The 25970-nt window shown below is 72.8% G+C and carries 22 protein-coding genes and 1 pseudogene; 19 read left to right on the plus strand and 4 right to left on the minus strand.

All coding sequences use genetic code 11. The features are described 5' to 3' along the window. Positions 1-156: 156 nt before the first annotated feature. The 4 genes from AB0M80_RS16260 to AB0M80_RS16275 all read right to left on the minus strand — a co-directional run bounded on the left by AB0M80_RS16260 (position 157) and on the right by AB0M80_RS16275 (position 5480). Positions 157-2742: a DUF3488 and transglutaminase-like domain-containing protein gene (locus AB0M80_RS16260; protein WP_364564716.1), complete on the minus strand. Its 2586-nt coding sequence runs from the start codon at positions 2740-2742 to the stop codon at positions 157-159. A gap of 169 nt (positions 2743-2911) precedes the next feature. Then, the gene (locus tag AB0M80_RS16265; RefSeq protein WP_364564718.1) at positions 2912-4186 is read right to left on the minus strand and encodes a DUF58 domain-containing protein; all 1275 of its coding nucleotides are present in this window, start codon (positions 4184-4186) and stop codon (positions 2912-2914) included. 29 nt (positions 4187-4215) lie between these two features. Further along, the gene (locus tag AB0M80_RS16270) at positions 4216-5169 is read right to left on the minus strand and encodes a MoxR family ATPase (protein ID WP_364564720.1); all 954 of its coding nucleotides are present in this window, start codon (positions 5167-5169) and stop codon (positions 4216-4218) included. A 110-nt stretch (positions 5170-5279) separates the two neighbouring features. After that, entirely contained in the window at positions 5280-5480 is a 201-nt protein-coding gene (locus AB0M80_RS16275) for a hypothetical protein (protein ID WP_364564722.1), read from the minus strand. Between the two features lie 119 nt (positions 5481-5599). Here AB0M80_RS16275 and AB0M80_RS16280 point away from each other — a divergent pair, with 119 nt between their 5' ends. From AB0M80_RS16280 to AB0M80_RS16370, 19 genes and pseudogenes are all read left to right on the plus strand, one after another. Beyond that, positions 5600-5950 carry a hypothetical protein gene (locus AB0M80_RS16280; RefSeq protein WP_364564725.1) on the plus strand — a complete coding sequence of 117 codons (351 nt, stop codon included), beginning with the start codon at positions 5600-5602 and terminating at the stop codon, positions 5948-5950. Beyond that, a complete protein-coding gene (locus tag AB0M80_RS16285) occupies positions 5943-6644 on the plus strand; it encodes a DUF3558 family protein (protein WP_364564727.1) in 702 nt (233 codons plus the stop codon). The genes AB0M80_RS16280 and AB0M80_RS16285 overlap by 8 nt, the downstream gene beginning before the upstream one ends. 12 nt (positions 6645-6656) lie before the next feature. Next, on the plus strand, positions 6657-7214 hold the full coding sequence (locus AB0M80_RS16290) for a PPE domain-containing protein (protein ID WP_364564729.1): 558 nt from the start codon (positions 6657-6659) through the stop codon (positions 7212-7214). After that, entirely contained in the window at positions 7211-7942 is a 732-nt protein-coding gene (locus tag AB0M80_RS16295; RefSeq protein ID WP_364564731.1) for an ESX secretion-associated protein EspG, read from the plus strand. Before AB0M80_RS16290 ends, AB0M80_RS16295 begins: the two co-directional genes overlap by 4 nt. 395 nt (positions 7943-8337) lie before the next feature. Next, a complete protein-coding gene (gene mraZ / locus AB0M80_RS16300) occupies positions 8338-8769 on the plus strand; it encodes a division/cell wall cluster transcriptional repressor MraZ (RefSeq protein WP_364564795.1) in 432 nt (143 codons plus the stop codon). 213 nt (positions 8770-8982) lie between these two features. Beyond that, positions 8983-9936: a 16S rRNA (cytosine(1402)-N(4))-methyltransferase RsmH gene (rsmH, locus tag AB0M80_RS16305; protein WP_364564733.1), complete on the plus strand. Its 954-nt coding sequence runs from the start codon at positions 8983-8985 to the stop codon at positions 9934-9936. Next, positions 9933-10664, plus strand: coding sequence for a hypothetical protein (locus tag AB0M80_RS16310; protein ID WP_364564736.1), 732 nt, complete (start codon positions 9933-9935; stop codon positions 10662-10664). Before rsmH ends, AB0M80_RS16310 begins: the two co-directional genes overlap by 4 nt. After that, positions 10664-12589, plus strand: coding sequence for a penicillin-binding protein 2 (locus AB0M80_RS16315; protein WP_364564738.1), 1926 nt, complete (start codon positions 10664-10666; stop codon positions 12587-12589). The genes AB0M80_RS16310 and AB0M80_RS16315 overlap by 1 nt, the downstream gene beginning before the upstream one ends. A 238-nt stretch (positions 12590-12827) precedes the next feature. Further along, positions 12828-14372, plus strand: a complete 1545-nt coding sequence (locus AB0M80_RS16320) for a UDP-N-acetylmuramoyl-L-alanyl-D-glutamate--2,6-diaminopimelate ligase (protein WP_364564797.1) — start codon at positions 12828-12830, stop codon at positions 14370-14372. Beyond that, entirely contained in the window at positions 14369-15871 is a 1503-nt protein-coding gene (gene murF / locus AB0M80_RS16325) for a UDP-N-acetylmuramoyl-tripeptide--D-alanyl-D-alanine ligase (RefSeq protein WP_364564741.1), read from the plus strand. The genes AB0M80_RS16320 and murF overlap by 4 nt, the downstream gene beginning before the upstream one ends. After that, a complete protein-coding gene (gene mraY / locus AB0M80_RS16330; RefSeq protein ID WP_364564743.1) occupies positions 15868-16950 on the plus strand; it encodes a phospho-N-acetylmuramoyl-pentapeptide-transferase in 1083 nt (360 codons plus the stop codon). The genes murF and mraY overlap by 4 nt, the downstream gene beginning before the upstream one ends. 2 nt (positions 16951-16952) lie before the next feature. After that, complete coding sequence (gene murD / locus AB0M80_RS16335; protein ID WP_364564746.1) at positions 16953-18359, plus strand: UDP-N-acetylmuramoyl-L-alanine--D-glutamate ligase; 1407 nt, start codon at positions 16953-16955, stop codon at positions 18357-18359. Further along, positions 18346-19857, plus strand: coding sequence for a putative lipid II flippase FtsW (ftsW, locus tag AB0M80_RS16340; RefSeq protein WP_364564749.1), 1512 nt, complete (start codon positions 18346-18348; stop codon positions 19855-19857). Before murD ends, ftsW begins: the two co-directional genes overlap by 14 nt. Further along, on the plus strand, positions 19854-20978 hold the full coding sequence (murG, locus tag AB0M80_RS16345; RefSeq protein ID WP_364564752.1) for an undecaprenyldiphospho-muramoylpentapeptide beta-N-acetylglucosaminyltransferase: 1125 nt from the start codon (positions 19854-19856) through the stop codon (positions 20976-20978). Before ftsW ends, murG begins: the two co-directional genes overlap by 4 nt. Next, complete coding sequence (gene murC / locus AB0M80_RS16350; protein WP_364564754.1) at positions 20971-22368, plus strand: UDP-N-acetylmuramate--L-alanine ligase; 1398 nt, start codon at positions 20971-20973, stop codon at positions 22366-22368. The genes murG and murC overlap by 8 nt, the downstream gene beginning before the upstream one ends. A 4-nt stretch (positions 22369-22372) precedes the next feature. Continuing rightward, positions 22373-23206, plus strand: coding sequence for an FtsQ-type POTRA domain-containing protein (locus tag AB0M80_RS16355; protein ID WP_364564756.1), 834 nt, complete (start codon positions 22373-22375; stop codon positions 23204-23206). Between the two features lie 78 nt (positions 23207-23284). Then, positions 23285-24115 carry an NAD(P)H-binding protein gene (locus tag AB0M80_RS16360; protein ID WP_364564759.1) on the plus strand — a complete coding sequence of 277 codons (831 nt, stop codon included), beginning with the start codon at positions 23285-23287 and terminating at the stop codon, positions 24113-24115. A 387-nt stretch (positions 24116-24502) separates the two neighbouring features. Continuing rightward, positions 24503-25030, plus strand: a pseudogene (locus AB0M80_RS16365) (discoidin domain-containing protein); the annotation flags it as partial. Between the two features lie 195 nt (positions 25031-25225). Next, on the plus strand, positions 25226-25864 hold the full coding sequence (locus tag AB0M80_RS16370) for a glycoside hydrolase family 64 protein (protein WP_364564799.1): 639 nt from the start codon (positions 25226-25228) through the stop codon (positions 25862-25864). Positions 25865-25970 lie beyond the last annotated feature (106 nt).

Raw genomic sequence — 25970 nt, forward strand, 5'->3', positions numbered from 1 at the left:
ACGACACGCGTACTTGGAAGGACGACACGCGCGTCTGGCGAGGCATCACGCGTGTCGTCTCCCCAATCACGCGAGTCGACCCCCCAATCACGGGCGATGCCCGGCTGATCACGTCTCCAAGCACGGGTGGTGCCGGTCAGCGCATGTCTCGGCGGGTCAGTCGCGGTTGGGGAAGACCGATTTCGGGAACAGGCGGCCCTTCCACGAGAGCGGCGCGTTGCGGCGAAGACTCCGTCGCAGCCCCTCGAAGGCCGGCGGGAGCTCCGGCTGAGGCGCGTCGTCCTCGCCGTACCAGGACCGCTCCAGTACGCCGATGACCGTCCGGAGGTCTTCGCGGCCTTCGTCGTCGAGGTGGTGCTTCGCCGCCAGCTTCTGCCCGGCCACGCGTACCGTGTCGCTGCTCGGGATGGGCAGGCCGCGGTCGGCGCACTCCGCGCGCAGCTCCGCCCACGCCGCGTCCGCCGCGCCCGGTTGCTGCTGGACTATGCGCTGCAGCCGCCGTCGCCGGACCGCCTCGCGGACCAGGGCGGGGCCGGTGACCAGGAGCAGCAGCACCACCACCAGCACGCCGAGCCACCAGGCCACGGTCGCCGCCAGCAGGCCGAGCGCGGTGATCCAGAACCCGGCCGCCAGCAGCGGCAGCCAGCCGACCACCGCCTGGGGCCGGGACGGCGCCGCCACGGGAGCCGGCGCCCGCACGAGCAGCGCGCCCTCGCTCCGGTCGCCCTCCGCCGGTCCGGTCCCGGACGGTGGAACGGTGTCCCGTGACGCGGATTTCCGTGCGTTGGCGCGGCCTCGATCGAGCAGCCGCCGCAGCAGCGCCGCGACGAACAGCGCCCCCGCCCCCAGCAGGGCGAGCACCAGTGCGATGGTGAACAGCCAGTCGTCGTTGCCCGAAGCGTCCTTCGCCGCCTGCGTGGGGAGGCCCTGATCGGTGTCGCGCGGGACACCGGTGGGCGCCGCGCTCGACTGGACCGTGCTCGGCGCCACCTGGGTGTCCTCGGGCTGGTTGCCGTCCTGGGGGCCGGCCTGCAGGTACGACGGGGTGATGCCGCGGCCGTCGGACAGCGGCGTCGGGTCGAACGTCACCCAGCCCTTGCCGCCGAAGTAAGCCTCGACCCACGCGTGCGCGTCCTGGGTGCTGATCGACAGGTAGTCGTTGACCTGCACCCCCGGGGTGAAGCCGATCGCCACCCGCGACGGGATGCCCGCCACCCGCAGCATGACGCCCATCGCCGACGCGAACTGCTCGCAGAAGCCGCGTTTGCCGTTGAGGATGAAGTCGGTGAGCGCGTCGGCGTCGTTCGCCGGCGCGGTCTTCGTGTCGTAGACGAACCCGTTCTGCGCGGTGAAGTACCGCCAGATCGCCGAGGCCCGGTCGAAGTCGTTGGACGCGCCGGCGATCAGCTGCTCGGTCTTCGCGCGGACGCGGTCGTCGACCGGGGCGATCTGGGTGTAGCGCGGCGGCAGGTCGTCGACCCGCGAGGTCACGCGCAGCTCGGCGGCCGTGGGCTCCTTCAGCGCCGCATACTCGGTGTACGCGGGTGGAGCCTCGCTGCGGGTGGTGAACACCGTGCCGCTGATCTGGTCGTAGAGGTAGCCGTTGGCCGCCCCGTCGATCACCCGCGGCGCGCCGTACACGGGCAGCCAGTTGTCCCGCCAGCTCGTCGGCTCGACGTCGATCCGGCGTGCGGTGCCACTGCCGTCGTCACCCGGCGCCGGCGGCAGCTGCGGCCCGACCGGCACGCCCTGTTGCGAACGGCCGTCGTCGTGCAGGCCCCAGCCCTTGTTGGGGTAGTAGGTGTCCAGGGTCATCGCGCGCATCAGCCTGCGGTCCGTGCCGAGGCCGCGGACCTTGAACAGCTCGCGGTTGGCGCCCTGGTCGAGCATGCCGCGCAACTCGGTGAACGGCTGGATGCCGAAGCCGCCGGAGCCCGCGCCGGCACCGTTCCCGCTGCTGCCGAACGGCATCCGCCCGACCGTGCCGACCCAGGTGATCGCCCCGCCCAGCAGGCCGAGCACGATCGCCGCGCAGACGACCGCGACCGGCGCGGACAGCACCGCCGGCTTACCGCTGCGCCCGGGCGCCTCGCGGGTCCGCCAGCGCCGGTGCCGGTGGTTGCCGTCGACGGCCAGCAGGCCGGCGAACGCCGCCCCGCCGAGCAGGAAGGTCCACCACGGCAGCATTTCCTCGCTCAAGGCGGCCGGGACGGCGTAGACGCAGAGCAGCACGAGCCCGGTCGCCGCGGGTGCCGCGGCGGCCACGGTCAGCGTGTCGACCAGGACGGCGACCAGGCCGATCAGGATCGTGATGAGGCACAGGATCGGCTGGCTGCCCTCGACCGGCGGAAGCCCGACGCGGATCTGCTCGGCGGCGGCCGACAGCGTGGCCCCGATCTCGGAGAACGCGTCCGGGCCGGGGATCACCTGCAGGATCCCGTGCGTGGTGAACGCCCCGGTGATGAGGAACAGCAGCACCAGCAGCTGGCCGAGGCCGACCAGGACGGTCGGCACCTGCAGCGAGCGCAGCGCCAGGCCGGTCGCGCCGATGAGCAGGACGGCGACGAACAGGTAGCCGAACCAGGCGAGCCCGGTGACGACACTGGTCACCGACGTCGCCGCGCAGAGTGTGGCGACCCCGGCGGCGACCGGGGCCAGGACGCTGCTGCGCCAGGCCGAAAGCGGACGTTCCGGCCGCGGCGCGGGCCGGTCGAACTTGCGCGGCGGTGCGGCGGTGCTCATCGCAGGCCCCCGATCCCGGTGTCGTGGTGGGCGCTGGTGCGGTGGCGTTCGGCTCGGGGTGCGGGCCGGTCGGATGTGCGTCGCGTGCTCATCGCGGGCCCCCGTTCAGCGTGCCGCGGTGGGCGCGAGTGTGGTGGAGTTCGGCTCTGTCGAACTTGTGCGGCGGTGCTCATCGCAGGTCCTCGATCAGCGTGCCGCGGCGGGCGCCGCTGCGGCAGAGGTCGGCCCACACCTGGGGCATCGGCGAGCCCGGCCCGGCGACGATCACGCCCCAGCCGGCCGCGCGCAGCAGTGCGGCCGAGTCCTCGGTGGCCGCCGCCCTCTGCTCGGGTGCGCTCACCCCCGCCGACCACGTGGGCGTGTCGAGCAGGACGGCGAGGCTGCGGATGCCGCGCGGGCGGAACTGGGTCAGCTCGTGCACCGCCTCGGTGCTCACCGTCCCGAGCACGGCGATCAGTTCCTGCCCCTCGGCCGGGTCGCCGGCCAGCGTGATGTCGCGCTGGTGCGCGGGCTGCAGCGCGGCCAGCGCGTCGAGCACGACGTGGTCGTAGTGGTCGCCGCCGTCGCCCGGGGTGTCGGCGAGCGTGACGCCGTGCTCGCTCACCAGCCGGACGCGGTGCCCGGACCGCCGCAGGTGCAGCGCGGCCGAAGCGGCGAAGGACACCGCCCATTCCAGGCTGGCGGCCGGGCCGCTGCCGTGGTGGGCGGCGGCGCGGTGGTCGAGCAGCACCGTGGTGCCCCCGCGCCACGGGCGCTCCTCGACGCGCACCATGATCTCGTCGCGGCGGGCGGTCGAGCGCCAGTGGACCTTCCGCAGGTCGTCGCCCTGGCGGTACTGGCGGACGATCACGTCGGGCTCGCCCTGCCCGGCGTGCAGCCGGACCGTGCCGTCGTCGCCGACGCCGATGCCCGCGCCGCTCGGCAGGCCCCACAGCGAGACCACGCGCGGCACGACGACCAGCCGCGAGTGCCCGATCAGCTCGCGCTCGAACTCGCACAGCCCGAACGGATCGGTGATGGTCGCGCGCAGCGGCCCGACCTGCTGGATCCCGCGCAGCACCGGCTGCAGCGGGTAGCGCAGCGCGACCCGCCGGTCGTGCGGCAGGCGTTCGACGACGAACCGTGGCCGCGAGCCCAGCGCGTACGGCACGCCGTCTTCGAGGAGGATTTCGCCGGCGGGCAGCCGTCCGCTGCGCCACAGCTCCAGCTGCACCTCGCCGTTCCCGCCGACCGCGACCCGCTGGGGGCGCAGCGTGCGGGTGGCGCCGATGCGCAGCCGGGTCGCCGAGATGAACGCGGCGACCAGCAGCGGCAGCGCCACCACGAACACCGCGACCCGCAGCAGGTCGCGTTCGTTGAGCACGAACGAGCACACCGCGGCGGCGATCCCCGCGGCCAGCAGGCAGCGGCCGCGGGTGGTCAGGCCGGACAGGGCACGCAGCATGCCGTTCTCTTCCCCTTCGGCGGTGAAAGCTAGGGCCGGGCGCCCTGCGGCACCGGCACCCGGTGCAGCACCGCGCGCACGACGTCGGTCGCCGACCGGCGGGCCGCGTGGGCCTCGGTGGTCAGCACCAAGCGGTGCGCCAGCACCGGGACCGCCACCGTGTGCAGGTCGTCCGGCACGACGTAGTCGCGGCCCGACAGCGCGGCCTGCGCCCGCGCGGCGCGGACGAGGTGCAGCGTGGCCCGCGGGGACGCGCCGAGCCGGATCTCCGGGACTCCGCGGGTGGCCGCGACGACGTCGACGGCGTACCGGCGGACCTCGGGCGCCATGTGCACGCTGCGGACCGTCTCGATCAGCCGGTGCACGGTCTCGCCGTCGGACACCGGCTGCAGGTCGTCCATCGGGTTGTGGCCGGCGTGCTCGTCGACCATGGCCAGCTCGGCCTGCTGGTCGGGGTAACCGATGGAGACCCGCGCGGTGAACCGGTCGCGCTGGGCTTCCGGCAGCGCGTACGTGCCTTCCATCTCGATCGGGTTCTGGGTGGCGATCACCATGAACGGCTCGTCGAGGTGGTAGGTCGAGGTGTCGACGGTGACCTGGTGCTCTTCCATGCACTCCAGCAGCGCCGACTGCGTCTTCGGCGAGGCGCGGTTGATCTCGTCGCCGACCACGATGTTCGCGAAGACCGGGCCGGGCCGGAACTCGAACTCGCCGGACTGGCGGTTGTAGATCGAGACGCCGGTGACGTCGCTCGGCAGCAGGTCCGGGGTGAACTGGATGCGGCTGACCGTGCAGTCGATCGACCGGGCGAGGGCCTTGGCCAGCGACGTCTTCCCGACGCCGGGGACGTCCTCGACCAGGAGGTGGCCTTCGGCGAGCAGCGTGACCAGCGCGATCCGGATGACTTCGGGTTTGCCGACCAGCACCCGCTCCACGTTCGCGGCGATCCGCCGCGCGGTCTCGTGCAGTTCGTCCAGGGGCACTCTGCCGGGGTGGCCGGGGGCCCGGCCGTTGCCCGAGGGCTCCGCCGGATAAGGCGGCCGCCCGGTTGCCTGCTCGCCCGATCCGGGCGCCGCAGACTGGATTCTCGACGTCACTCGACCTCCTGGTGGCGCATGGCCGCGCGCATTGTGCGCACGGCCGGGCCGAACGGCCCCTCGCTGCTGTCCGCGCGCAGCGACCAGCCTTCCACCCAGTGTGTCAAACCCGGGCGAACCGAGGGGCGGAACCCCGCGAAGCCCGGGAGAACACGTCCGGCACCGCGGGCGACGACACTGCTGATGACGCTGCGCAAGCAGCGACGATACCCCGATCGGGTGGCCTGTCACCCGATTCTGGGTGCTCCCGCTGACACCCCGTTCTGTCGTATGCTGCGGTTCGAGGTCGCCCGGCTACGGAGAGGCGTAACCGCTTATGAGCGAGGTGCGAACGCAGCCGCCCTTCGACGTCCGTGGCTTCGCGGTCGCGCCCGAGCTGGCCACGGACGCTTACGCGAAGCTCGGCGAGCTGCAGGACGTCGTGGGCGAGATGGTCCGCGAAGCCAAGGTGCTCGGCCGGAGCGTGCCGCTGGGCGGCGGGTACGCCGGCGAGATCGGCGAGTTCATGGCCGAATACGGCATCGGCGGGCAGGGCTCGGCGGTGCAGCAGCTGACGGCGTTCGGCAAGGAGCTCGAGACGCTCAAGCACCGGATCGGCGAGGCACTGGCGAAGTACCAGCACGCCGACGAGCAGGCGGCGGACGGCGTGGACTGCACGGGTGGCTGAGCGGGTGCCCGGGAACAAGACGGACGCGCGGAGCCGCGGGCTGAGCCGCGGGCCGGGGAGTCCCCTGGGCGTGCGGGGCCACGGACCGGCGCGGGGGTTCCGGCCGAGTGCGCGCGAGCCGATGTCGACGGCGGGCGGGTTCCGCCCGTATCTCCTCGCCCCGGCCCTCCTTCTCTTCCTTGCCGCGCTCTTCCTTGCCGCGTGCGGGCAGCAGGCCGCTCCGCCGGCCGCCGCGGGGCACGCCTCCGCGCAGGCCTCGGCTTCCGCCGTGCCGCCGCCGTCCCCTTCACCCACCGGCCTCGCCGCGCTCGACCCCTGCACGCTGCTCTCCCCGCAGGACCGGTCGACCGCCGGGGTGAACGTGCTCGGCAAACCCAAGGCCATCGCGGGCGCGCGCGCCTGCGACTGGACCGTGCCCGGCACCTTCGGCGTCACCGTGACCTTCGACGAGAAGAACGGGCTGGCCGACCTCGACGTCGCGAAGAAGAACGCCACGAAGACGACGGTCGGCCAGCACCCGGGGCTGAAGGTCGCCGACAAGAAGGCCGCCGACGGGACCTGCGCCGTGCTGCTCGGGGTGGGCGACCGCGCCAGCGTCCAGATCGACGTCAGCAACACCGGCTTCTCGGACACCCCGCTCGCGTGCCGGCGCGCGGGCACGGTGGCCGGGCTGGTCGAACCGAAGCTGCCCTGAGAGAGGTGCACCGTGCCCGAACCTCCCGTTCCCACCGCGCGGTACGAGGCCTACAGCCACGAGGCGATGGCCGCGGAGGTCGAGCGCGGCAACGACCCGGTCGCCGCGGGCGAGGCGGGCGCACGCTGGGACGGGCTGGCGAAACGGCTGCAGGAGTCGACCGCCGACGTCGCCGCGCTGGTCGCCGCCACGGACGAGAACTGGCGCGGCCAGGCGGGGGACGCGGCGCGGGCGGCGCTGGGCCGGGCGGCGCGGTGGCTTTCGCACTCCGCCGCCGTCTCGGCGTCGGTGGGCCGGGCGGTCGGCGCGCAGGCGGAGGTGGCCGCGCGGGCCCGGGCCGACATGCCGCCGCCGGTGACCTACGACCCGGCGTCGATGATCCGCGACGCGGCGTCGTCCGGGAACGTGCTCGTCCTGGCCGGGCTGGCCGGGGAGATGGCGGCCCGCCGCGCCGAAGCGGAGGCGGCGCGGCAGAAGGCGATCGACGTCCTCCGGACGCGGGACACCGCGCTGCGCGGACACGTGCCCGCCGAGACGTTCCCCGCCCCGCCGGCGCTGGGGCGGGCTTGATCCGGATCTCGGCGTCGGCGTTCGACATCCTCTGGACCGACCTCGGGTACGGCCGCCCGCCGGAGCCGCTCAGCGTCCGCAGCGTCGGCGGGACCGACGAGGAACGCGCCGGGGTGCGGAAAGCGGTGTACGACAACCTCGCCGAGCGGGGCCTTTACGACGGCTCCCGGCTGGAGCCGGCGCTGGCCTCGCGCTTGGACCTGCTCGCGGACGCCGACGTGTTCGTCGCGTGCGAGGCGCTGGCGGACATGACGGCGCCGACGCCGTTCCGGGCGGTGACGGCGGTCCGCGGCCGTCGCGGCGTGCTGGCGACGCAGCCGGAGCAGACGATCGGCCTGGACTCGATCCGCGAAGGCGAGCTCGGCACGGCGATCGTCGACGTCCTGCCGGAGCTGTCGGCCGGCCCCGGCTACGGCATCAGCCTCCCGGTGTCGACGCTCTCGGGTTCCCCGGACGCCGTTTCGGGGTCGGCGTCGGCTCAGCTCGCGGAGGTCCTGGCGATCCAGGCCCGGCCGGTGTACGCGGCGGGGCAGTTCAGCGTCAGCCGCCGGTCGGGCCCGGGCCGGGTGGCGCGGGTCGGGGGCTTGACGTGGTTCGACACCGACGTCGGTGCCTACTGCGCGACGAAGACCGCGGGCCGGGGCGGGCAGGAGTGGGTGACGGTGAGCCCGGTGGACAGCGCCCGCCTCGCTTCCCGCGTCGCCGCCCTCCTCCACCCGGAAGACTGACCGCCGAGAGGCATCACGTGTGATTGAAGGGTCGACACGGCGGCTGCCGCGCGGGTGTCCCCACTCGGCCCCACCCGATTCCCCACCGGACCCCACTCCAGGGGCCGATTGGGGGGTGGAGGGTCCTTTCGCGGCCGTTATGCGGACGCATGGGGAACAGCTGAGGTTGCTCCGGACCCCGGTGCGGGGGATCTTGGCCACCGTCCCCCACCACACCCCCCACCAGGCCCCACCCTGCTGACCTGCGCAAACGGAACACACGACGGAGTGGTCCGGCCGTTTGTCGCGTTGACTGTGGTGAAAAGTGGGGTACGGTGGTGGCCAGTGGGGCGGAAGGGAAGCCCCGTGGCCGTCCGGGGTGGTTCGCCACCGTGGACGGTAGGGAGGTGGAGGCCGTGTTCCTCGGCACCCACACCCCGAAGCTGGACGACAAAGGGCGGCTCGCGCTGCCCGCGAAGTTCCGTGACGCCTTGGCGGGTGGGCTGATGGTCACCAAGGGGCAGGATCACTGCCTCTTCGTCTTCCCCCGCGCCGAGTTCGAACAGATGGCGCGCAAGGTCGCCGACGCCCCGTTCACGAACGAGGCGGTCCGGGCCTACCAGCGCTACCTGTTCGCCGGCACGGACGAGCAACGCCCTGACGGGCAGGGGCGCATCAGCATCGCGCCCGAGCTCCGCCGCTACGCGGGGCTCAGCAAGGAGTGCGTGGTGATCGGGGCGATCACCAGGCTGGAGATCTGGGACGCCCACGCGTGGCAGGCGTACCTGGAGGAGCACGAAGACAGCTACGCGAAGGCTCGAGAGGAAGTACTGCCGGGCGTCTTCTAGACACGCGGTCGCGGTGCACCCACGTCGTCGGGGGACGGGGGTTCGCCACCGCCCGCACGACGGGGACGTCCACCCGGATGCCGTGAGGCCTCTGTCCGCTCAATGGCCCTGGTGCACCTTCCCCGGTACCAGGTCAGCAGCGGGCGGACAGGGACCTGACGGCATCCGCCGTCTTTCCCCCGGGCCGCCCAGGCGAGAAAGGGGGAGGGAACGATGACGGCACCCGAGCACGTGCCGGTGCTGCTGGCGCGGATCGTCGAGCTGTTCACTCCCGTGTTCGCCGACCGCGACGGCGTCCTCGTGGACGCGACGGTCGGCCTCGGCGGGCATTCCGACGCCCTCCTCGAAGCGTTCCCGCGGTTGCGGCTCGTCGCGCTGGACCGCGACCCCGCCGCGCTCGAGAAGTCCGCGGAACGGCTGGCCCGCCACGGCGACCGCGTCGACTTCGTGCACACCGTCTACGACGGGCTCCCCGAAGCACTGGCCGGGCTCGGCCTGAGCCGGGCCGACGGCATCCTGTTCGACCTCGGCGTCTCGTCGATGCAGCTGGACCGCGCCGAGCGCGGGTTCGCCTACTCCAAGGACTCGCCGCTCGACATGCGGATGGACCCCACCACCGGGTTCACCGCCGCCGACGTGCTCAACACCTACGCGCCGGGCGAACTCGTCAGGATCCTGCGGGACTACGGCGAAGAGCGCTTCGCGCAGCGGATCGTCAAGGCGATCGTGGCCGCGCGCGAGAAGGAGCCCTTCACGAACAGCGGGCGCCTGGTCGAGCTGCTCTACGACGCCCTCCCGGCGGCGACCCGGCGGACCGGCGGGCACCCGGCCAAGCGCACGTTCCAGGCGCTGCGGATCGAGGTCAACGGCGAGCTGGAGGTGCTGCGGCGGGCCATGCCGGCCGCGCTGGGCGCGCTGCCCGTCGGCGGGCGGATCGTCGTCGAGTCGTACCAGTCCCTGGAGGACCGGCTGGTCAAGCAGGCGCTGGCCGAGCTCGCGAAGTCCCGTACCCCGGAAGGGCTCCCGGTGGAGCTGCCGGGACACGGACCGGAGCTGAAGCTCCTGACCCGCGGCGCCGAGAAGGCCGGCGAACAGGAGATCGAACGGAACCCGCGCGCCGCTTCGGTGCGGTTGCGGGCCGCAGAGAGGATCGGAGAGCCGCGATGACCGCTCCCGCGAAGTCCCGCCGCCGGGCCGCGCCGGCGACGCGGGGTCGCAGCGACGCCGCCCGCACCTCGGCCACCGTCGAGCCGGACCCGCAGGCGCCGCAGCCGGGCAAGACCGCGCGCCGCGCCCAGCGAGGCCGCACTTCCGCGGCGGAGCGCGCCTACGCGCGCCGCGCTCAGCGCGCCGACCTGCTGAAAGAACGCGAGGCGCGGCCGGAGCCGAAGGCCCGGCCCGTCGAGCAGAAGGCGAAGGTGCGGCTGCGGCTGCGGTTGCCGAAGTCGCGCGCGTCGTTCGTGCTGATGATGATGGCGCTGCTGGCCGCCGGCGTGGCGACCACGCTGTGGCTGACCACGCAGGCGATCGCCGACTCCTACCGGCTCGAGCAGCTGCGCACCACCAACGCGAACCTGGCCGAGACGAAGGAACAGCTGCAGCGCGACGTCGCGAAGGCCGAGTCACCCGCTTCGCTGGCCCCCGCCGCCCAGCAGCAGGGCCTGGTGCCCGGTGGCGACCCGGCGCGGATCGTCGTCGGCCCCGACGGCCGGACTTCGCTCGTCGGCGAGCCCAAGAAGGCCAAGGCGGACACGCCGGTGGTGCCGGCCGCGCCGCCGGTCGCCCCGGCCGCCGGAACCCAGTCGCAGCAGGGCGCGCCGGTCGAAGGTGACCAGCCCGCCGTGCCCGCCGACGAGCAGCCCGTGCCGCCGGCCCAGCCGGGGGGCGGCCAGTGATGGCTTCGGGCCGCACCCGGGTCCGCGCGCGCGCCGCCGGCAGCGCGCGGCGGACGTACGCCGCCGGCACCCGCAGCGCGGCCGCGCGCCGGGGCAACGGCGGGCACCGCGCCCGGTTCTCCGCCGTGCGCCTGCTGCTGGTCGCCGTGCTGCTGGTCGCCGGCGTGAAACTGGTGCAGGTGCAGTGGTTCGACGCCGCGGCGCTCTCGGCCGCGGCCGAACGGCAGCGCACCCAGACCATCGACATCCCCGCCCAGCGCGGGTCCATTGTGGACCGAAACGGCGCGAAGCTGGCCTTCAGCGTCGAGGTGCGCACGCTGTCGGTGAACCTCAAAGCGCTCCACAAGAGCATGGACGACTGGGCCGCGAAGAACCCCGGCACGCCGAAGACGTTCGACTCCGAGACCGCCGCGGCCGCGAAGTACATCGCCGGCAAGCTGCCCAACGTGATCGGCGAGCAGCAGCTGCTCGACCTGTTCCACAAGCAGGCGTCCTTCACCTACCTGGTGAACAACGTCGAGCCGTCCATCGCCGCCGACATCGTGAAGCACTTCGCGTGGATCGGGGTCGAAAAGCGCGCTCTGCGCGAATACCCGGGCAGCAGCCTGGCGGCGAACATCGTCGGTGCCGCGAACTGGCGCTCCGACGACCCGGACGTGTCCAAGCACAACCTGCACGGGCTCGTCGGCCTCGAGCTGCTGCGCGACAACGACCTGGCGGGCACGCCGGGCCGGATGATGGTCAACACCAAGAACGGCAGCGACAACGTCGTCATCCCGGGCACCGAGCACGACCTGCAGGCCGCCGTCCCCGGCTCGGACCTCGAGCTGACCATCGACTCCGACCTGCAGTACGAGGTGCAGCGCCAGCTGGCCGACTACGTCCGGCAGTCGCACGCCAAGGGCGGGCAGGCCGTCGTCATGGACGCCAAGACCGGCGAGGTCTACGCGCTGGCCAACGACAAGACGTTCGACCCCAACGACCAGGGCACCTGGACCACCGACGACCTGGCCAACCCCGCGGTCACCACGCCGTTCGAACCCGGGTCGGTCAACAAGCTCGTCACCGCCACGGGGGCGATCGAATACGGCGTCGCGACGCCGGAGTCGACGGTGGAGGTGCCCGGCGCGCTGCAGGTGGCCGACAAGACGGTGCACGACGCCTGGACCCACGGCACCCAGACGTTCACCACCACCGGGATCTTCGCCAAGTCGTCCAACATCGGCACCCTGTTGCTGGCGCAGAAGATCGGCGAGGAACGCTACGCCAACCTGCTCAAGTCGTTCGGCCTCGGCCAGCGCACCGGCGTCGGCCTCCCCGGCGAGAGCTCGGGTGTGGTGCCCGCGCGCAGCCAGTGGTCGGCGACCACCTTCGGCAACCTGCCCATCGGGCAGGGCCTGATGATGACCATCCTGCAGATGGCCGGGATGTACCAGGCGATCGCCAACGACGGCCTGCGCGTCGAACCCCGCATCGTCAAGGCCAAGGTGAACCCGGACGGCACGACCGTGCCGGAGCCGGCGCCGAAGACGGTCCAGGTGGTCAGCCCCCAGACCGCCAAGACGGTGCGCGACATGATGCGCGCGGTCGCCCAGAACGGCAAGGGCCTGCAGAAGGGCACCGCCCCGACCGCGGCGGTCGAGGGCTACCAGATTTCCGGGAAGACCGGCACCGGCCAGCAGGTCGACCCGCGGACGAAGGCCTACAGCGACCACCTGTACAACATCACCTTCGCGGGCATCCTGCCCGCCGACCACCCGCGGTTCGTCGTGGGGATCCGGCTGGACGCCCCGGACACGACGCTGCCGGTCGGGCACTCCGCCGCGCCGCTGTTCCACACCATCGCGTCGTACGTGACGCAGCGGTACCAGATTCCGTTGTCGGACGGCCCCTCACCGGAGGTTCCGCTCATCATCGCGCCGTAGGCACTGTCCGTTAAAGCCCCCTCACTCACCCGGTGAGGGGGCTTTGCCGCGTGATCGTCCACATCGGCCTGCGCAAACCGGGAAACCGTTGCGGGACAAGAGGGTCCAGATCGCCATTTAGCACATGTGCCCGGCTGGCACGCAATCGCCGTACCGCGTGCGGGTGCCCGAACCGCCCGCCGGTAGCCTCTTGGCCGTGTCCGTGTCCTCGTCCAGTTCCCAGGTGCCGGAAAGCCCGGTGAAAGCGGTCCCCGCGCCGCCCCGCCCGGCGCGCATCGACCCGGTCCCGCTGGCGACGCTGCTCGCCAGGGCGGACGCCCGCCTCATCGCCGGCTCGCCCGACGCGGCCGAGCTCACCGTCACCGGCACCACGCTGCGCGCGCAGCACGTGCTGCCCGGTGACCTCTTCGCCGCCCTCCCGGGCGCCCGCGCCCACGGTGCCGACTTCAGCGACCAGGCCGTCGCCGCCGGGGCCGTCGCGGTGCTGACCGACGCCGAAGGCGCCGAGCGGCCCGCCCTGCGCGACGCCGGCGTCCCGATCCTCGTGCACCCGGACCCGCGCGCGGCCCTCGGCGAGATCGCCGCCTGGATCTACGGCGAGCCGTCGCTGAACCTGGCCGTCCTCGGCGTCACCGGCACCTCCGGCAAGACCACGACGTCCTACCTCGTCGACGCCGGCCTGCAGGCGGCCGGCCTGACCACCGGCCTGATCGGCACGGTGGAAACCCGGATCGCCGGCGAACGGCTGGTCAGCGGGTTCACCACGCCGGAGGCGCCGGACCTGCAGGCGCTGCTCGCGGTGATGCTCGAGCGCGGCGTCACGCACGTGCCGATGGAGGTCTCCAGCCACGCGCTCGCGCTGGGCCGCGTCAACGGCACCCGGTTCGCGGTCGGCGCCTTCACCAACCTCTCCCAGGACCACCTGGACTTCCACAAGGACATGCAGGAGTACTTCGCCGCGAAGTCCCTGCTGTTCGACGGCCGCGCCACCACCGAGGTCGTCGTGGTCGACAGCGCGTGGGGCCAGGCCCTGCTCACCCCGCAGACGATCACCGTGACGACCGATCCGGGCACCGACGCCGCGTGGAAGGCCACCGACCTCGAGGCCACCCCGCAGGGCGAGCAGACGTTCACCCTGCACGGCCCGGACGGCGTCCGCGCTGCCGCCCGGATTCCGCTGCCCGGCGAGTTCAACGTCGCCAACGCCGTGCTGGCGGCGGCGATCCTGAGCACCGCCGGCGTGTCGCTGGAGCACATCGTCGCCGGGCTCGCCCGGGTGCAGGTGCCCGGCCGGATGGAGCGCGTCTACGTCGGCCAGGAGTTCACCGCCGTCGTCGACTACGCCCACAAGCCCGCCGCGGTCGCCCAGGGCCTGGACGCGCTGCGGGCCCGCACCGAGGGGCGGATCATCACCGTGCTCGGCTGCGGCGGCGACCGGGACACCGCCAAGCGCCCGATGATGGGCGAGGCCGCGGCCCGCCGCAGCGAGGTCCTGATCGTCACCGACGACAACCCGCGCTCCGAGGACCCGGCGGCGATCCGCGCCGCCATGCTCGCCGGCGCCCGCGCGGTCGGCCCCGCCGAGGGCGGCGAGGTCATCGAGATCGGCGACCGCCGCGAAGCCATCGCGCACGCCGTCTCGCTCGCCGGGCCGGGCGACATCGTCTTCCTCGCCGGCAAGGGGCACGAGTCCGGCCAGGAGGCCGGCGGCGTCGTGCACCCGTTCTCCGACCGCGACGAGCTGGCCGCGGCCATCCGCAACAAACTCGAGGTGAGTGTGTGATCGTGCTCAGCCTGGCCGAGATCGCCGACGTCGTCGGCGGCCGGCTGCACCGCGCCGACCCGGGCGCGCAGGTGACCGGCAGTGTGGAGTTCGACACCCGGAAGCTCGCGCCCGGCGGCCTGTTCGTCGCCCTGCCGGGGGAGAAGGTCGACGGCCACGACTTCGCCGCGCAGGCCGTCGAGGCCGGTGCGGTGGCCGTGCTGGCCGCCCGCGAGGTCGACGCGCCGGCGGTTATCGTCCCGCCGCTCGCCGCGGGCGAGGCCCACGAGCGGTCGGTCGCGCTGACCGGCGACAAGGACGGCTCCGGCGCCGCCGTGCTGGCCGCGCTGGCCAAGCTCGCCCGGCACGTCGTGCAGCGCCTCGCCGAGGGCGAGCTGACCGTCGTCGGCGTCACCGGCTCGTCCGGCAAGACCTCGACCAAGGACGTCATCGCGCAGCTGCTGGAGCCGCTCGGCCCGACGATCGCGCCGCCCGGGTCGTTCAACAACGAGCTCGGCCACCCCTGGACGGCGCTGCGGGCCGACGCGGAGACCCGGCACCTCGTGCTGGAGCTGTCCGCGCGGGGCCCGGGGCACATCGCCCACCTCGCCGAGATCGCGCCGCCGAAGATCGGCGTCGTGCTCAACGTCGGCAGCGCGCACGTCGGCGAGTTCGGTTCCCGCGAAGGCATCGCGAAGACCAAGGGCGAGCTGGTCGAGGCCCTGCCCGCGGACGGCGTCGCGGTGCTCAACCTCGACGACCCGCTGGTCGCGGCCATGGCGAGCCGCACGAAGGCCCGGGTGGTGTTCGTCGGCGAAACCGCGTCCGCCCAGGTCCGCGCGGCCGACATCACCCTCGACGACGAGGCCCGCCCGTCCTTCCGGCTGATCACCCCGGCCGGCGAGGCCGACGTCACGCTGCCGCTGCACGGCGAACACCACGTCGGCAACGCGCTGTCCGCCGCGGCGGTCGCGCTGGAGCTGGGCGTGTCGCCGGCGGAGATCGCCACGCGGCTTTCGAACCTCGAGCGGCGTTCCGCGCGCCGCATGGAGGTCGTCACCCGGCCCGACGGCGTGACCGTCCTCAACGACTCCTTCAACGCCAACCCCGAGTCGATGCGGGCCGGCCTGAAGGCACTGGCGGCGATGACGCGGGAAACCGGCCGCCGCTCCTGGGCCGTGCTCGGCGTGATGGGCGAGCTCGGCGCGGACGCGATCAGCGCCCACGACGAGATCGGCCGGCTCGTCGTGCGGCTCAACATCGCCAAGCTCGTCGTGATCGGGCCCGAGGCGGCGGCCATGCACCAGGGCGCGCACCAGGAAGGTTCCTGGGGCGAGGAATCCGCACTGGTACCCGACGTCGAGGCCGCCGTCGCCCTCCTGCATGATCAGCTCCGCCCCGGGGACGTGGTGCTGGTCAAGGCCTCCAAGGCCGCCGGCCTCTGGCGGGTCGCCGAGGCCCTCCTCGAACCCCGGGAAACCGACAACTCCGAGAATCGCTCGAACGGTGGTGACGCGTGATCAGCATCCTGATCGCGGCCGCGGCGGGCCTGCTGATCTCCATCCTGCTCACGCCCTACCTGATCCGGGTCTTCTCCCGGCAGGGCTTCGGCCAGGAGATCCGCGAGGAAGGCCCCCAGGGACACAAGTCCAAGCGCGGTACCCCGACCATGGGCGGTGTCGCGATCATCATCGCGATGGTCGTCGGGTACTTCGCCGCGCACCTGATCAACTGGATGTTCAACTCCCGCAGCGGCGCGCCGACGGCCTCCGGGCTGCTCGTGCTGATGCTCGCGGTGGGCCTCGGGATCGTCGGGTTCCTCGACGACTTCATCAAGATCCGCAAGCAGCGCAACCTCGGGCTGAACAAGACCGCGAAGCTGGTCGGGCAGCTGGTGGTCACCATCGCGTTCGCGGTGCTGGCGCTGAACTTCCCGAACGAGCACGGCATCACGCCGGCGTCGGAGAGCCTCTCCTACGTCCGTGACCTCGCGCTGATCACCTTCCCGTCGGTGATCTTCGTGATCTTCTGCTACGTCGTGATCTCCGGCTGGTCGAACGCGGTCAACTTCACCGACGGCCTCGACGGCCTGGCCGGCGGCGCGGCGGCGATGGTGCTGGCGACCTACGTCGTCATCTCGTTCTGGCAGGAGCGGCTGTCCTGCGCCAACGGCCCGGCGGCCGCCTGCTACGACGTCCGCGACCCGCTGGACCTGGCCGTGGTGGCCGCCGCGGCGGCCGGCGCCTGCGTCGGGTTCCTCTGGTGGAACGCGGCCCCGGCGAAGATCTTCATGGGCGACACCGGCTCGCTGGCCCTCGGCGGCCTGGTCGCCGGGCTGTCCATGACCACCCGCACCGAGCTGCTCGCCATCGTCATCGGCGGCCTGTTCATGGTCGAGATGATCTCGGTGGTCGCGCAGATCGCGGTGTTCCGCACGACCCGGCGCCGGCTGTTCCGGATGGCGCCGTTCCACCACCACTTCGAGCTCGCGGGCTGGGCCGAAACCACGGTGATCATCCGGTTCTGGCTGCTCTCGGCGATCTGCTGCATGTTCGGGCTCGGCCTGTTCTACAGCGAGCAGCTGGGTCTCGGAGGCTGACCGTGCAGATCGCCGGTCGTCACGTCTTGGTCGCCGGAGCCGGGGTCACCGGCAAGTCGGTCGTGCCCGTGCTGGTCGAGCTGGGTGCCCGCGTCACCGTCACCGACGGCAACGCCGAGCGCCTGGCCGAGCTCGACGGCCTCGGTGCCGAGCTGGTGCCGGGCCTGACCGAACCGCCGTCCGACGTCGTCCTGGTCGTCACCAGCCCGGGCTGGCGGCCGACGTCGCCGCTGCTCGTGGCCGCCGCCGAGGCGGGCGTCGAGGTCATCGGCGACGTCGAGCTGGCCTGGCGGGCCGGCCGGCTGCGCGAGCACCCGCCGTCCTGGCTGGTGGTGACCGGCACCAACGGCAAGACGACCACCGCGGGCATGCTGGAGTCGATCCTCAAAGCGGCCGGCAGCAACGCCGTGGCCTGCGGAAACATCGGCTACGCGGCGCTCGACGCGGTCCGTGCGGGCTACGACGTGCTGGCCGTGGAGCTGTCGAGCTTCCAGCTGCACTGGTCGTCGACGCTGGCCCCGGACGCGGCCGTGGTGCTGAACCTGGCCGAGGACCACATCGACTGGCACGGCTCGATGGACGAGTACGCGGCGGCGAAGGGCCGGGTGTACGCCCGCGCCAAGATCGCCGTGCACAACGCCGACGACGAGTGGTCCACCCGGATCGCCGCCGAGCACGCGCTCCAGGGCGCCCGCCGCGTCGGTTTCCAGCTCGACACCCCGCGCGCCGGTGAACTGGGTGTGGTCGAGGACCTGCTGGTCGACCGGGCCTTCGTCGCCGACCCGGCGAACAGCGCCGAAGCGCTCGCCACCTTGGCCGACGTCCGTCCGGCGGGCCCGCACAACGTCGCGAACGCCCTCGCCGCGGCCGCGTTGGCCCGCGCCCACGGCGTCTCGCCGGACGCCGTGGCCAAGGGCCTGCGCGAGTACCAGCCGGCCCCGCACCGGGCCGTGGAGGTCGCCGAGGTGGCCGGGGTCCGGTACGTCAACGACTCGAAGGCCACCAACCCGCACGCGGCCGCCGGGTCCCTGCGCGCCCACGAAAGCATCGTGTGGATCGCCGGGGGCCAGCTGAAGGGCGCCTCGGTCGACGAACTGGTGAGCAGCATCGCCGGCCGCCTGCGCGGCGTCGTGCTCCTCGGCGTCGATTCACCCGTGATCGCCGCCGCGGTTGCGCGACACGCGCCGGATGTCCCGGTGAACAGCCTCCGTCCGGGTGACGATGAACCCATGACTGCGGCGGTGAGTGCGGCCAGCGCGATGGCCCGGCCCGGTGACGTGGTGCTGCTGGCACCCGCCGCGGCGTCGTTGGACATGTTCTCGAGCTACGGTGCGCGCGGCGACGCGTTCGCCGCGGCCGTGCGTGTCCTCCGCGACGACGCAGCGGGGGAGCCGAGTGACGACAGCTGAAACCAAGTCAGGGGTACCGCCGAAGAGGCCGCGCCGCGAGCGCAAGGAGAGCGGCTTCGTCGCCGTCCGGACCGCGCTGACCGCGTGGCTTTCGCGGCCGCTGGCGTCGTTCCACCTGGTGCTCGCCCTCACCGGCGTGCTCACCGTCATCGGCATCGTCATGGTGCTCTCGGCGTCGTCGGTCGCCTCGTACAACCCTAAGACCGGCAGCGGCGTGTACTCGCTGTTCGTCAAGCACCTGGTGTTCGTCGCGCTCGGCTCGGTCGTGTTCTGGCTGGGCCTGCGGGTCAAGCTGGAGCGGATCCGGCGGATGTCGGCCACCGCGACGGTGATCTGCCTCGGCCTGCTGGTGCTCGTGCTCACCCCGCTCGGCTCGGAGGTCAACGGCTCGCAGGGCTGGTTCAAGATCGGCGAGTTCACCTTCCAGCCGGTCGAGGCCGCGAAGGTCGCGCTGGCCTTCTGGGGCGCCCACATCCTGGTGATCAAGTACAACGTGATCCACCAGTGGCGGCACCTGCTGGTACCGGTGGTGCCGATCGCGCTGCTGATGTTCGCCCTGGTCATGCTGCAGCCCGACCTCGGCGGCACGGTCACCCTGGCCGTGGTGCTGCTGGCCCTGCTGTGGTTCGCCGGCGCCCCGAAACGGCTCTTCGGCGTCATCCTCGCGGGCGGCCTGGCCGGCGTGCTCGTGCTGGCCGTCATCGCGCCCTACCGGCTCGCCCGGGTCATGTCGTTCCTCTCCCCGGACGCCGACGTCAGCGCCGAGGGCTTCCAGGCCAACCAGGCCAAGCTCGCCCTGGCCGACGGCGGTGTCCTCGGCAAGGGCCTCGGCCAGGGCGCGGCCAGCTGGAACTACCTGCCGAACGTGCAGAACGACTTCATCTTCGCCCTGATCGGCGAGGAGCTCGGGCTGATCGGCTGCGTGGTCGTGCTCGCGCTGTTCGGCGGGGTCGCGATCGTGGGCCTGCGGATCGCCACCCGCAACATCGACCCGTGGATCCGGATCGTCTCCGGCACGCTGACGGTGTTCCTCGTGGCGCAGGCCGGCATCAACATCGGTTACGTCGTCGGCCTGCTGCCGGTCACCGGCGTCACGCTGCCGCTCATCTCCTACGGCGGCACCTCCCTGGTGATCACCATGCTCATCATGGGCGTGCTCGCGAACGCCGCCCGGCACGAACCGGAGGCGGTGGCCGCACTGCGCACACAGGGGCCGGGTAAATTCGGGCGTCTGCTGCGGCTGCCCGCGCCCGACCCGTACCGACCGCCCGCCACCCGCAAGGCGGCGGGGAGGAGCGGGGCGAAGGCGGCCAGGCCGGCGCCCCGTGCGGCCCGGCCCGCCCCGGCACAGGAACGACGGAGGTCGGTCCGCGAGCCGGTGCGCCGCAGCGCGGCACGGACGAGCACGACCCGCACGAGCACGTCTCGCGGCGGGGCCGCGCGGACAACAGCGAGCCGTGGTACCCGGAGTACCGCGAACCGGAGAGGTCATAGGTGAGTAAGCCCGTCAAGGGAGCCGAGCGAGCCGCTGCGGGCAAGGGGCCCGTGGTCGTGGTCGCCGGAGGTGGCACCGCAGGACACATCGAACCCGCCCTCGCCCTGGCCGACGCCGTCATGCGGCTGCGCCCGGACGCGAAGGTCGTCGCGCTGGGCACCGAGCGCGGCCTGGAGAACAAGCTCGTCCCGGCCCGCGGCTACCCCCTGGAGCTGATCCCGCCGGTGCCGCTGCCGCGCAAGCCGACGCCGGAGCTGGTCAAGCTGCCGATGAAGATCCGCGACTCGGTGCGCAAGACCCGTGAGGTGCTCGACCGGGTCGGCGCGGACGTCGTCGTCGGCTTCGGCGGGTACGTCGCCCTGCCCGCCTACCTGGCCGCGCGCGGGCGCGTCCCGATCGTCGTGCACGAGGCCAACCAGTCGCCGGGCCTGGCGAACAAGGTCGGCGCGCGGTTCGCCAAGCGCGTCGCCGTCGCCGTGCCCGGCACGCCGCTGCCGAAGGCCGAGGTCGTCGGGATCCCGCTGCGGCGGTCGATCACGTCGCTGGACCGCGCCGGTCTGCGGGCCGAGGCCCGCAAGCACTTCGGGCTGGACCCGGACGCGCCGACGCTGCTGGTGTTCGGCGGTTCGCAGGGCGCGCAGTCGATCAACGCCGCGCTGTCCGGCGCGGCGAAGGACCTCGCGGACGCCGGCGTCGGCGTCCTGCACGCGCACGGCCCGAAGAACACCCTGGTCGTGCAGGAGTTCCCGGGCAAGCCGGCGTACGTGCCGGTGCCGTACCTGGAGCGGATGGACCTGGCCTACGCGGCGGCCGACGTCGCGGTGTGCCGCTCGGGCGCGATGACCGTCGCCGAGGTGACGGCGGTCGGGCTGCCCGCGGTGTTCGTCCCGCTGCCGCACGGCAACGGCGAGCAGGCCACCAACGCCCGGCCCGCCGTCGACGCCGGGGCCGCGCTGATGGTCTTCGACGCCGACCTCACCCCGGCCAAGGTCGCCGACCTGGTCGTCCCGCTGGTCACCGACGCCGACCGCGTCGCGAAGATGAGCGCGGCGGCGGTCGGCATGGGCCACCGCGAGGCGGACGAACTGCTCGCCAAGATCGTCCTGGAGGCCGCCGGTGCCTGAATTGCCCGAAGAACTGCGCCGGGCCCACCTGATCGGGATCGGCGGCGCCGGCATGTCCGGCATCGCGCGGATCCTGCTGGCCCGGGGCGCTTTCGTGTCGGGCTCGGACGCCAAGGAGTCGCGCGCGCTGCTGTCGCTGCGCGCCCAGGGCGCCGAGCTGTTCGTCGGCCAGAGCGCCGCGAACATTTCGTCACTTCCGGAACCGCCGTCCGCGGTCGTCGTCTCGACGGCGATCAAGGAGACCAACCCCGAGCTGGCCGCGGCACGCGCGGCAGGCATCCCGGTGCTGCACCGGGCCCAGGCGCTGGCCGGGCTGATGGCCGGGCACCGCGTCGCCTGCATCGCGGGCACGCACGGCAAGACGTCGACGACGTCGATGCTCACCGTCGCGCTGCAGCACTGCCGGCTCGACCCGTCGTTCGCCATCGGCGGCGACCTCAACGAGTCCGGGGCCAACGCCCACCACGGCGAGGGTGGCGTCTTCGTCGCCGAGGCCGACGAGAGCGACGGCTCGTTCCTGGCCTACTCGCCGTCGGTCGCGGTCGTGACGAACGTCGAGCCGGACCACCTGGACCACCACGGCACGGCCGAGGCCTACACCAAGGTGTTCACCGACTTCGTCGACCGGATCGACCCGCACGGCGTGCTGATCGTCTGCGCCGACGACGAGGGGGCCGACGCGCTGGGCGACGCCGCCGCGAAGCGCGGTGTCCGCGTGCTGCGGTACGGCTACCGGGTCAGCGGGGCCGACGACGCCAAGATCATGTCCTACGAGCCGCGGCCCGACGGCGGGGTCGTGCGGATCTCGCTGAAGACCAAGCTGATCGACGTCACGGTCGCGGTGCCGGGCGACCACATGGCGCAGAACGCGCTCGCGGCTCTGCTGGCCGGGATCGAGCTCGGGGCGCCGGTCGAGGGGCTGGTCGAGGGGCTCGCGGCGTTCGGCGGGGTCCGCCGGCGGTTCGAGTTCAAGGGCCGGGCCGGCGACGTCCGCGTCTACGACGACTACGCCCACCACCCGACCGAGGTGTCGGCTCAGCTGCGCGCGGCGCGGACGGCGGCCGGGTCGGGGCGGCTGATCGTGGTGTTCCAGCCGCACCTGTACTCGCGGACCAAGACGTTCTCGACGGAGTTCGCCGAGGCCCTGTCCCAGGCCGACGAGGTCGTCGTCCTGGACGTCTACGGCGCTCGCGAGGAGCCCGAGCCCGGGGTCACCGGCGCGCTGATCGCCGACCACGTGACCGCGGCGGTGCACTACGAGCCGGCGTTCGACGTCGCCGCGCCGCTGGTGGCCGGGCTGGCGAAGCCCGGCGACCTCGTGGTGACCATGGGCGCCGGGGACGTGACGCAGCTGGGCCCGGAGATCCTCGCCGAGCTGGACAAGCGCTGAAGCCATGAGTCCGACCAGGGAACGCCGCCGTCCGTCCGCGGAGGACGCACGGGATCGCGCCGCCCTGGCGAGGGAACGGCGGGGGCGGCGCTCCGAGGAGGAGCGCCGCCGGACCCGCGCCGCACGGCCCAAGCCCAGCGCCCGCACCCGGCCCAACCGGCAGGTCGAGATCCGCCGCCGGTGGGTCGCGCTGCTGAGCGTGCTCACCTTGGTGGCCGTCGTCTACCTGCTGTTCTTCAGCTCGACGCTCGGGGTGAAGGACGTCTCGGTCAGCGGCTCGCGCTCGGTGTCCGCCGACCAGATCCGCACGGTGGCGGCGGTGCCGGCCGACACGCCGATGCTGCGGCTGAGCACCGGCGAGATCCGCGACCGCGTGGCGGCGATGGCGGGCATCGCCACGGTCGAGGTAGTGCGCTCGTGGCCGAACACGGTCGAGATCACGGTGACCGAGCGGACGGCGATCGCGTTCTTCGACAGCGGCCCGGGCGGCGACGGAGTGCACCTCGTCGACGGCGGCGGCGTGGTGTTCAAGACGGTCTCGGCGCGCCCACCGGGCTTGCCGGAGCTTCGCCTGCCCAAGGTGTCGGCCGACGACCCGGTGACCCGCGCGGTGACGGCCGTCCTCGGGGTGATTCCGGAGCAGCTGCTCAAGCAGGTCACGACCGCGACCGCGAAAACCCCGGCGAGCGTCGAGTTCACCCTGTCCAGCGGGAAGATCGTGCGCTGGGGCACCGCGGAGCAGACGGACCGCAAGGCGAAGGTCCTGGCGGCGCTGCTCACCCAGGAGGGCAAGATCTACGACGTCGCGGCCCCGGAACTGCCGACCATCACCTCCTGATCACCTCTTTTCCCGTGCACCCCGGGTTCTCGTATGCCGTACGATCTCGTACGGCATACGAGAACGAGGAGGGTGTTCATGACGATCCTGGTGACGGGCGCGACCGGCAGCGTCGGCCGGCTGGTGGTGGACGAACTGGTCGCCGCGGGGGTGCCCGTGCGGGCGCTGACCGTCGACCCGGAACGCGCGAAGCTGCCGGCGGAGGCCGAGGTGGTCGTCGGCTCGCTGGCGAAGCCTTCGACGTTGCCGGTGGCGCTCAAGGGTGTCTCGGCGGTGTACCTGGCGCCGATGGCGCGAACCGTCCGGCGGTTTTGCGAGCGGGCTTCGGAGGCCGGCGTCGAGCGGGTCGTCGCGTTGTCGGGCAGCAGCGTCGGTGACGACCACGAGGGGTCCAGCGGCCACGAGTACGCCGCCGTCGAGGCCGCGGTCCGGGACGCGGGGTTCGCCTGGACCTTCCTGCGGCCCGGTGTGTTCATGAACAACACGCTCGACTGGGCGCCGATGGTCCGGGCGGGTGAAGTCGCCATGGCTTACGGCGACGCGACGCAAACGCCCATCGACCTCGGCGACATCGCGGCGGTGGCCGCCCGGGTGCTGACCACCGAGGGGCACGTCGGCCGCACCCATGTCCTCAGTGGACCGGAGGCGATCAGCATCCGCGGACAGGTCGAGACGCTGGCCTCGGTACTGGGCCAGGAAATCCGGTTCCGTGACCTGACTCCCGCGGAGCAGCGCGAGCAGTGGATCGGGTTCGGCGTCCCGGAGACGGCCGTCGACTGGATCCTGGAGGGCTTCGCCGAGACCCTGCGGCACCCGCAGGTGCCGACCGGCGTCGTCGAGGAGCTGCTGGGTCGCCCGGGGACGACCTACGCGTCGTGGGTGGCCGCACGGCGGGAGGTGTTCGCCTAGAGGGCCGGCAGCACCCGGCCGGCGGGTACGTGTTCGCGAGGCCGACAGCGCGATCAGGTGGCCGACGAAGGCGAGGAGGGCGGTGAGGTGCGCACGGCGGGGCGGACCCGGGTGACTGGCGCCGCTGGGCATGGCTGACTCCTGTGAGCCGGCCCCTGAGCGGGTGGCGGCGCCACGCAGAGGTTCGAGGTGAATCGGGTTCCGAATATCGGTCCTCGGCGGGGAACTGTCAAGGGTTGACATGTCCGGGGCAGTGGTATGAACCTCTTTACCGATCGTCCCCGGCCGGCCTTCGAGGCATCCGCCCGGCGTTGAAGGGGACGAGCCGGACGACGCCGTCCCCTGACCGGCGGCGGGTCCGCCCCCGTTCCCGGCCAGGGAGGAACCATGCCCACGAACGCCCCTCCGCGGCGCCGTCGCCGCGGACCCGGTACCCGCTTGGCGACGCTGGCGGCGGCCATCGCGGTCGCCGCCCTCGGCTTCGCCGCGCCTTCGGCCGACGCGGCCGACACCTTGATTTCGCAAGGGAAGCCCGTCACGGCATCGTCGGTGGAGAACGCCGGAACCCCGGCCGGCGCCGCGGTGGACGGCAACACCGGCACCCGCTGGTCGTCGCAGTTCAGCGATCCACAGTGGATCCAGGTCGACCTCGGTGGTGCGGCGACCGTCGGCCAGGTCGTGCTCCGCTGGGAGGCCGCCTACGCCACGGCGTACCAGATCCAGTTGTCGGACAACGGGTCCAGCTGGTCCACTGTGTACCAGACGACCACCGGAACCGGCGGCACGCAGACGCTGAACGTGACCGGATCCGGGCGGTACGTGCGCCTGTCCACGACCGCGCGGGCCACCCCCTACGGCGTCTCGCTGTGGGAGTTCCAGGTCTTCGGCACCGGCGGCGGGACCACGCAGCCCGGCGCCGGCGTCCCGCCCGACTCGTTCTGGGGTGACACCAGCACCATCCCGGCCGCGCGGAACGTGCTCACCGTCAAGGTGCTCAACCGGACGAACGGCAAGTACCCGGACAGCCAGGTGTACTGGAACTTCGGCGGCCAAACCCACTCGATCGCCGAGCAGCCCTACCTCGACATGCCGGCCAACTCGGCCGGGCGGATGTACTTCTACCTCGGCACGCCGAACGGTCAGTACGCCGACTTCATCGAGTTCACCGTCGGCCCGGACGTGTTCAACGGCAACACCACCCGGGTGGACGCGTTCGCGCTCAAGCTGGCCATGCGGCTGCACGCGCACGACGGCTACGACGTGCAGGTCGGCGACGACTACCAGATGTTCCAGGAGGATCGTTCGGCCACGTTCGCCAGGTTCGAGGCCGAGGTGCCGACCGAGTTCAAGGGCCTGGCGACGGTGAACGCGCCGTACCGGATCCCGGCGCCGGGCAGCGCGCCGGACTTCCGCGCCGGCGGCCGGTACGCGAACTACTTCACCTCCTACGCGCAGTCGGTGGGGGTCAACGAGCCCACGTCGAACATCACCGGGTGCGCCGGTTCGCTGGCGGGGAACCCGGACATGTGCGCGGCGCTGAACCGGCACACGGCGCACCTGCCGCAGGCGCAGTGGCAGGACCCGGCCCGGTACTACCAGGCGGCGCCGGCGAACTACTACGCGAAGTTCTGGCACGACCACGGCATCAACCACCTCGCGTACGGCTTCCCGTACGACGACGTGGCCGCGCAGTCCTCGTTCGTCTCGCACGGGGATCCGCAGTGGCTGGTGGTCGCCGTCGGCTGGTGACCGGCGGGGTGGCTCGGTTCGCCGACGAGCGTGTGCGCGCCGGTCAGCTTCGCGATGTCGGCGGCGTGCGCGGCCAGCACCTCGCGCTCGCTGCGGGTCGGGTAGT

Origin of the sequence: Amycolatopsis sp. NPDC051045 (assembly GCF_040682955.1) — a bacterium.
Taxonomy (GTDB): domain Bacteria; phylum Actinomycetota; class Actinomycetes; order Mycobacteriales; family Pseudonocardiaceae; genus Amycolatopsis.

Bases quoted from the DNA above. Each gene is read 5' to 3' on its own strand.
- AB0M80_RS16260 (WP_364564716.1), bottom strand. From the start codon at position 2,742: ATGAGCACCGCCGCACCGCCGCGCAAGTTCGACCGGCCCGCGCCGCGG.
- AB0M80_RS16265 (WP_364564718.1), bottom strand. From the start codon at position 4,186: ATGCTGCGTGCCCTGTCCGGCCTGACCACCCGCGGCCGCTGCCTGCTG.
- AB0M80_RS16280 (WP_364564725.1), top strand. From the start codon at position 5,600: ATGAGCGAGGTGCGAACGCAGCCGCCCTTCGACGTCCGTGGCTTCGCG.
- rsmH (WP_364564733.1), top strand. From the start codon at position 8,983: ATGACGGCACCCGAGCACGTGCCGGTGCTGCTGGCGCGGATCGTCGAG.
- AB0M80_RS16310 (WP_364564736.1), top strand. From the start codon at position 9,933: ATGACCGCTCCCGCGAAGTCCCGCCGCCGGGCCGCGCCGGCGACGCGG.
- AB0M80_RS16315 (WP_364564738.1), top strand. From the start codon at position 10,664: ATGGCTTCGGGCCGCACCCGGGTCCGCGCGCGCGCCGCCGGCAGCGCG.
- AB0M80_RS16355 (WP_364564756.1), top strand. From the start codon at position 22,373: ATGAGTCCGACCAGGGAACGCCGCCGTCCGTCCGCGGAGGACGCACGG.
- AB0M80_RS16360 (WP_364564759.1), top strand. From the start codon at position 23,285: ATGACGATCCTGGTGACGGGCGCGACCGGCAGCGTCGGCCGGCTGGTG.
- AB0M80_RS16370 (WP_364564799.1), top strand. From the start codon at position 25,226: ATGTACTTCTACCTCGGCACGCCGAACGGTCAGTACGCCGACTTCATC.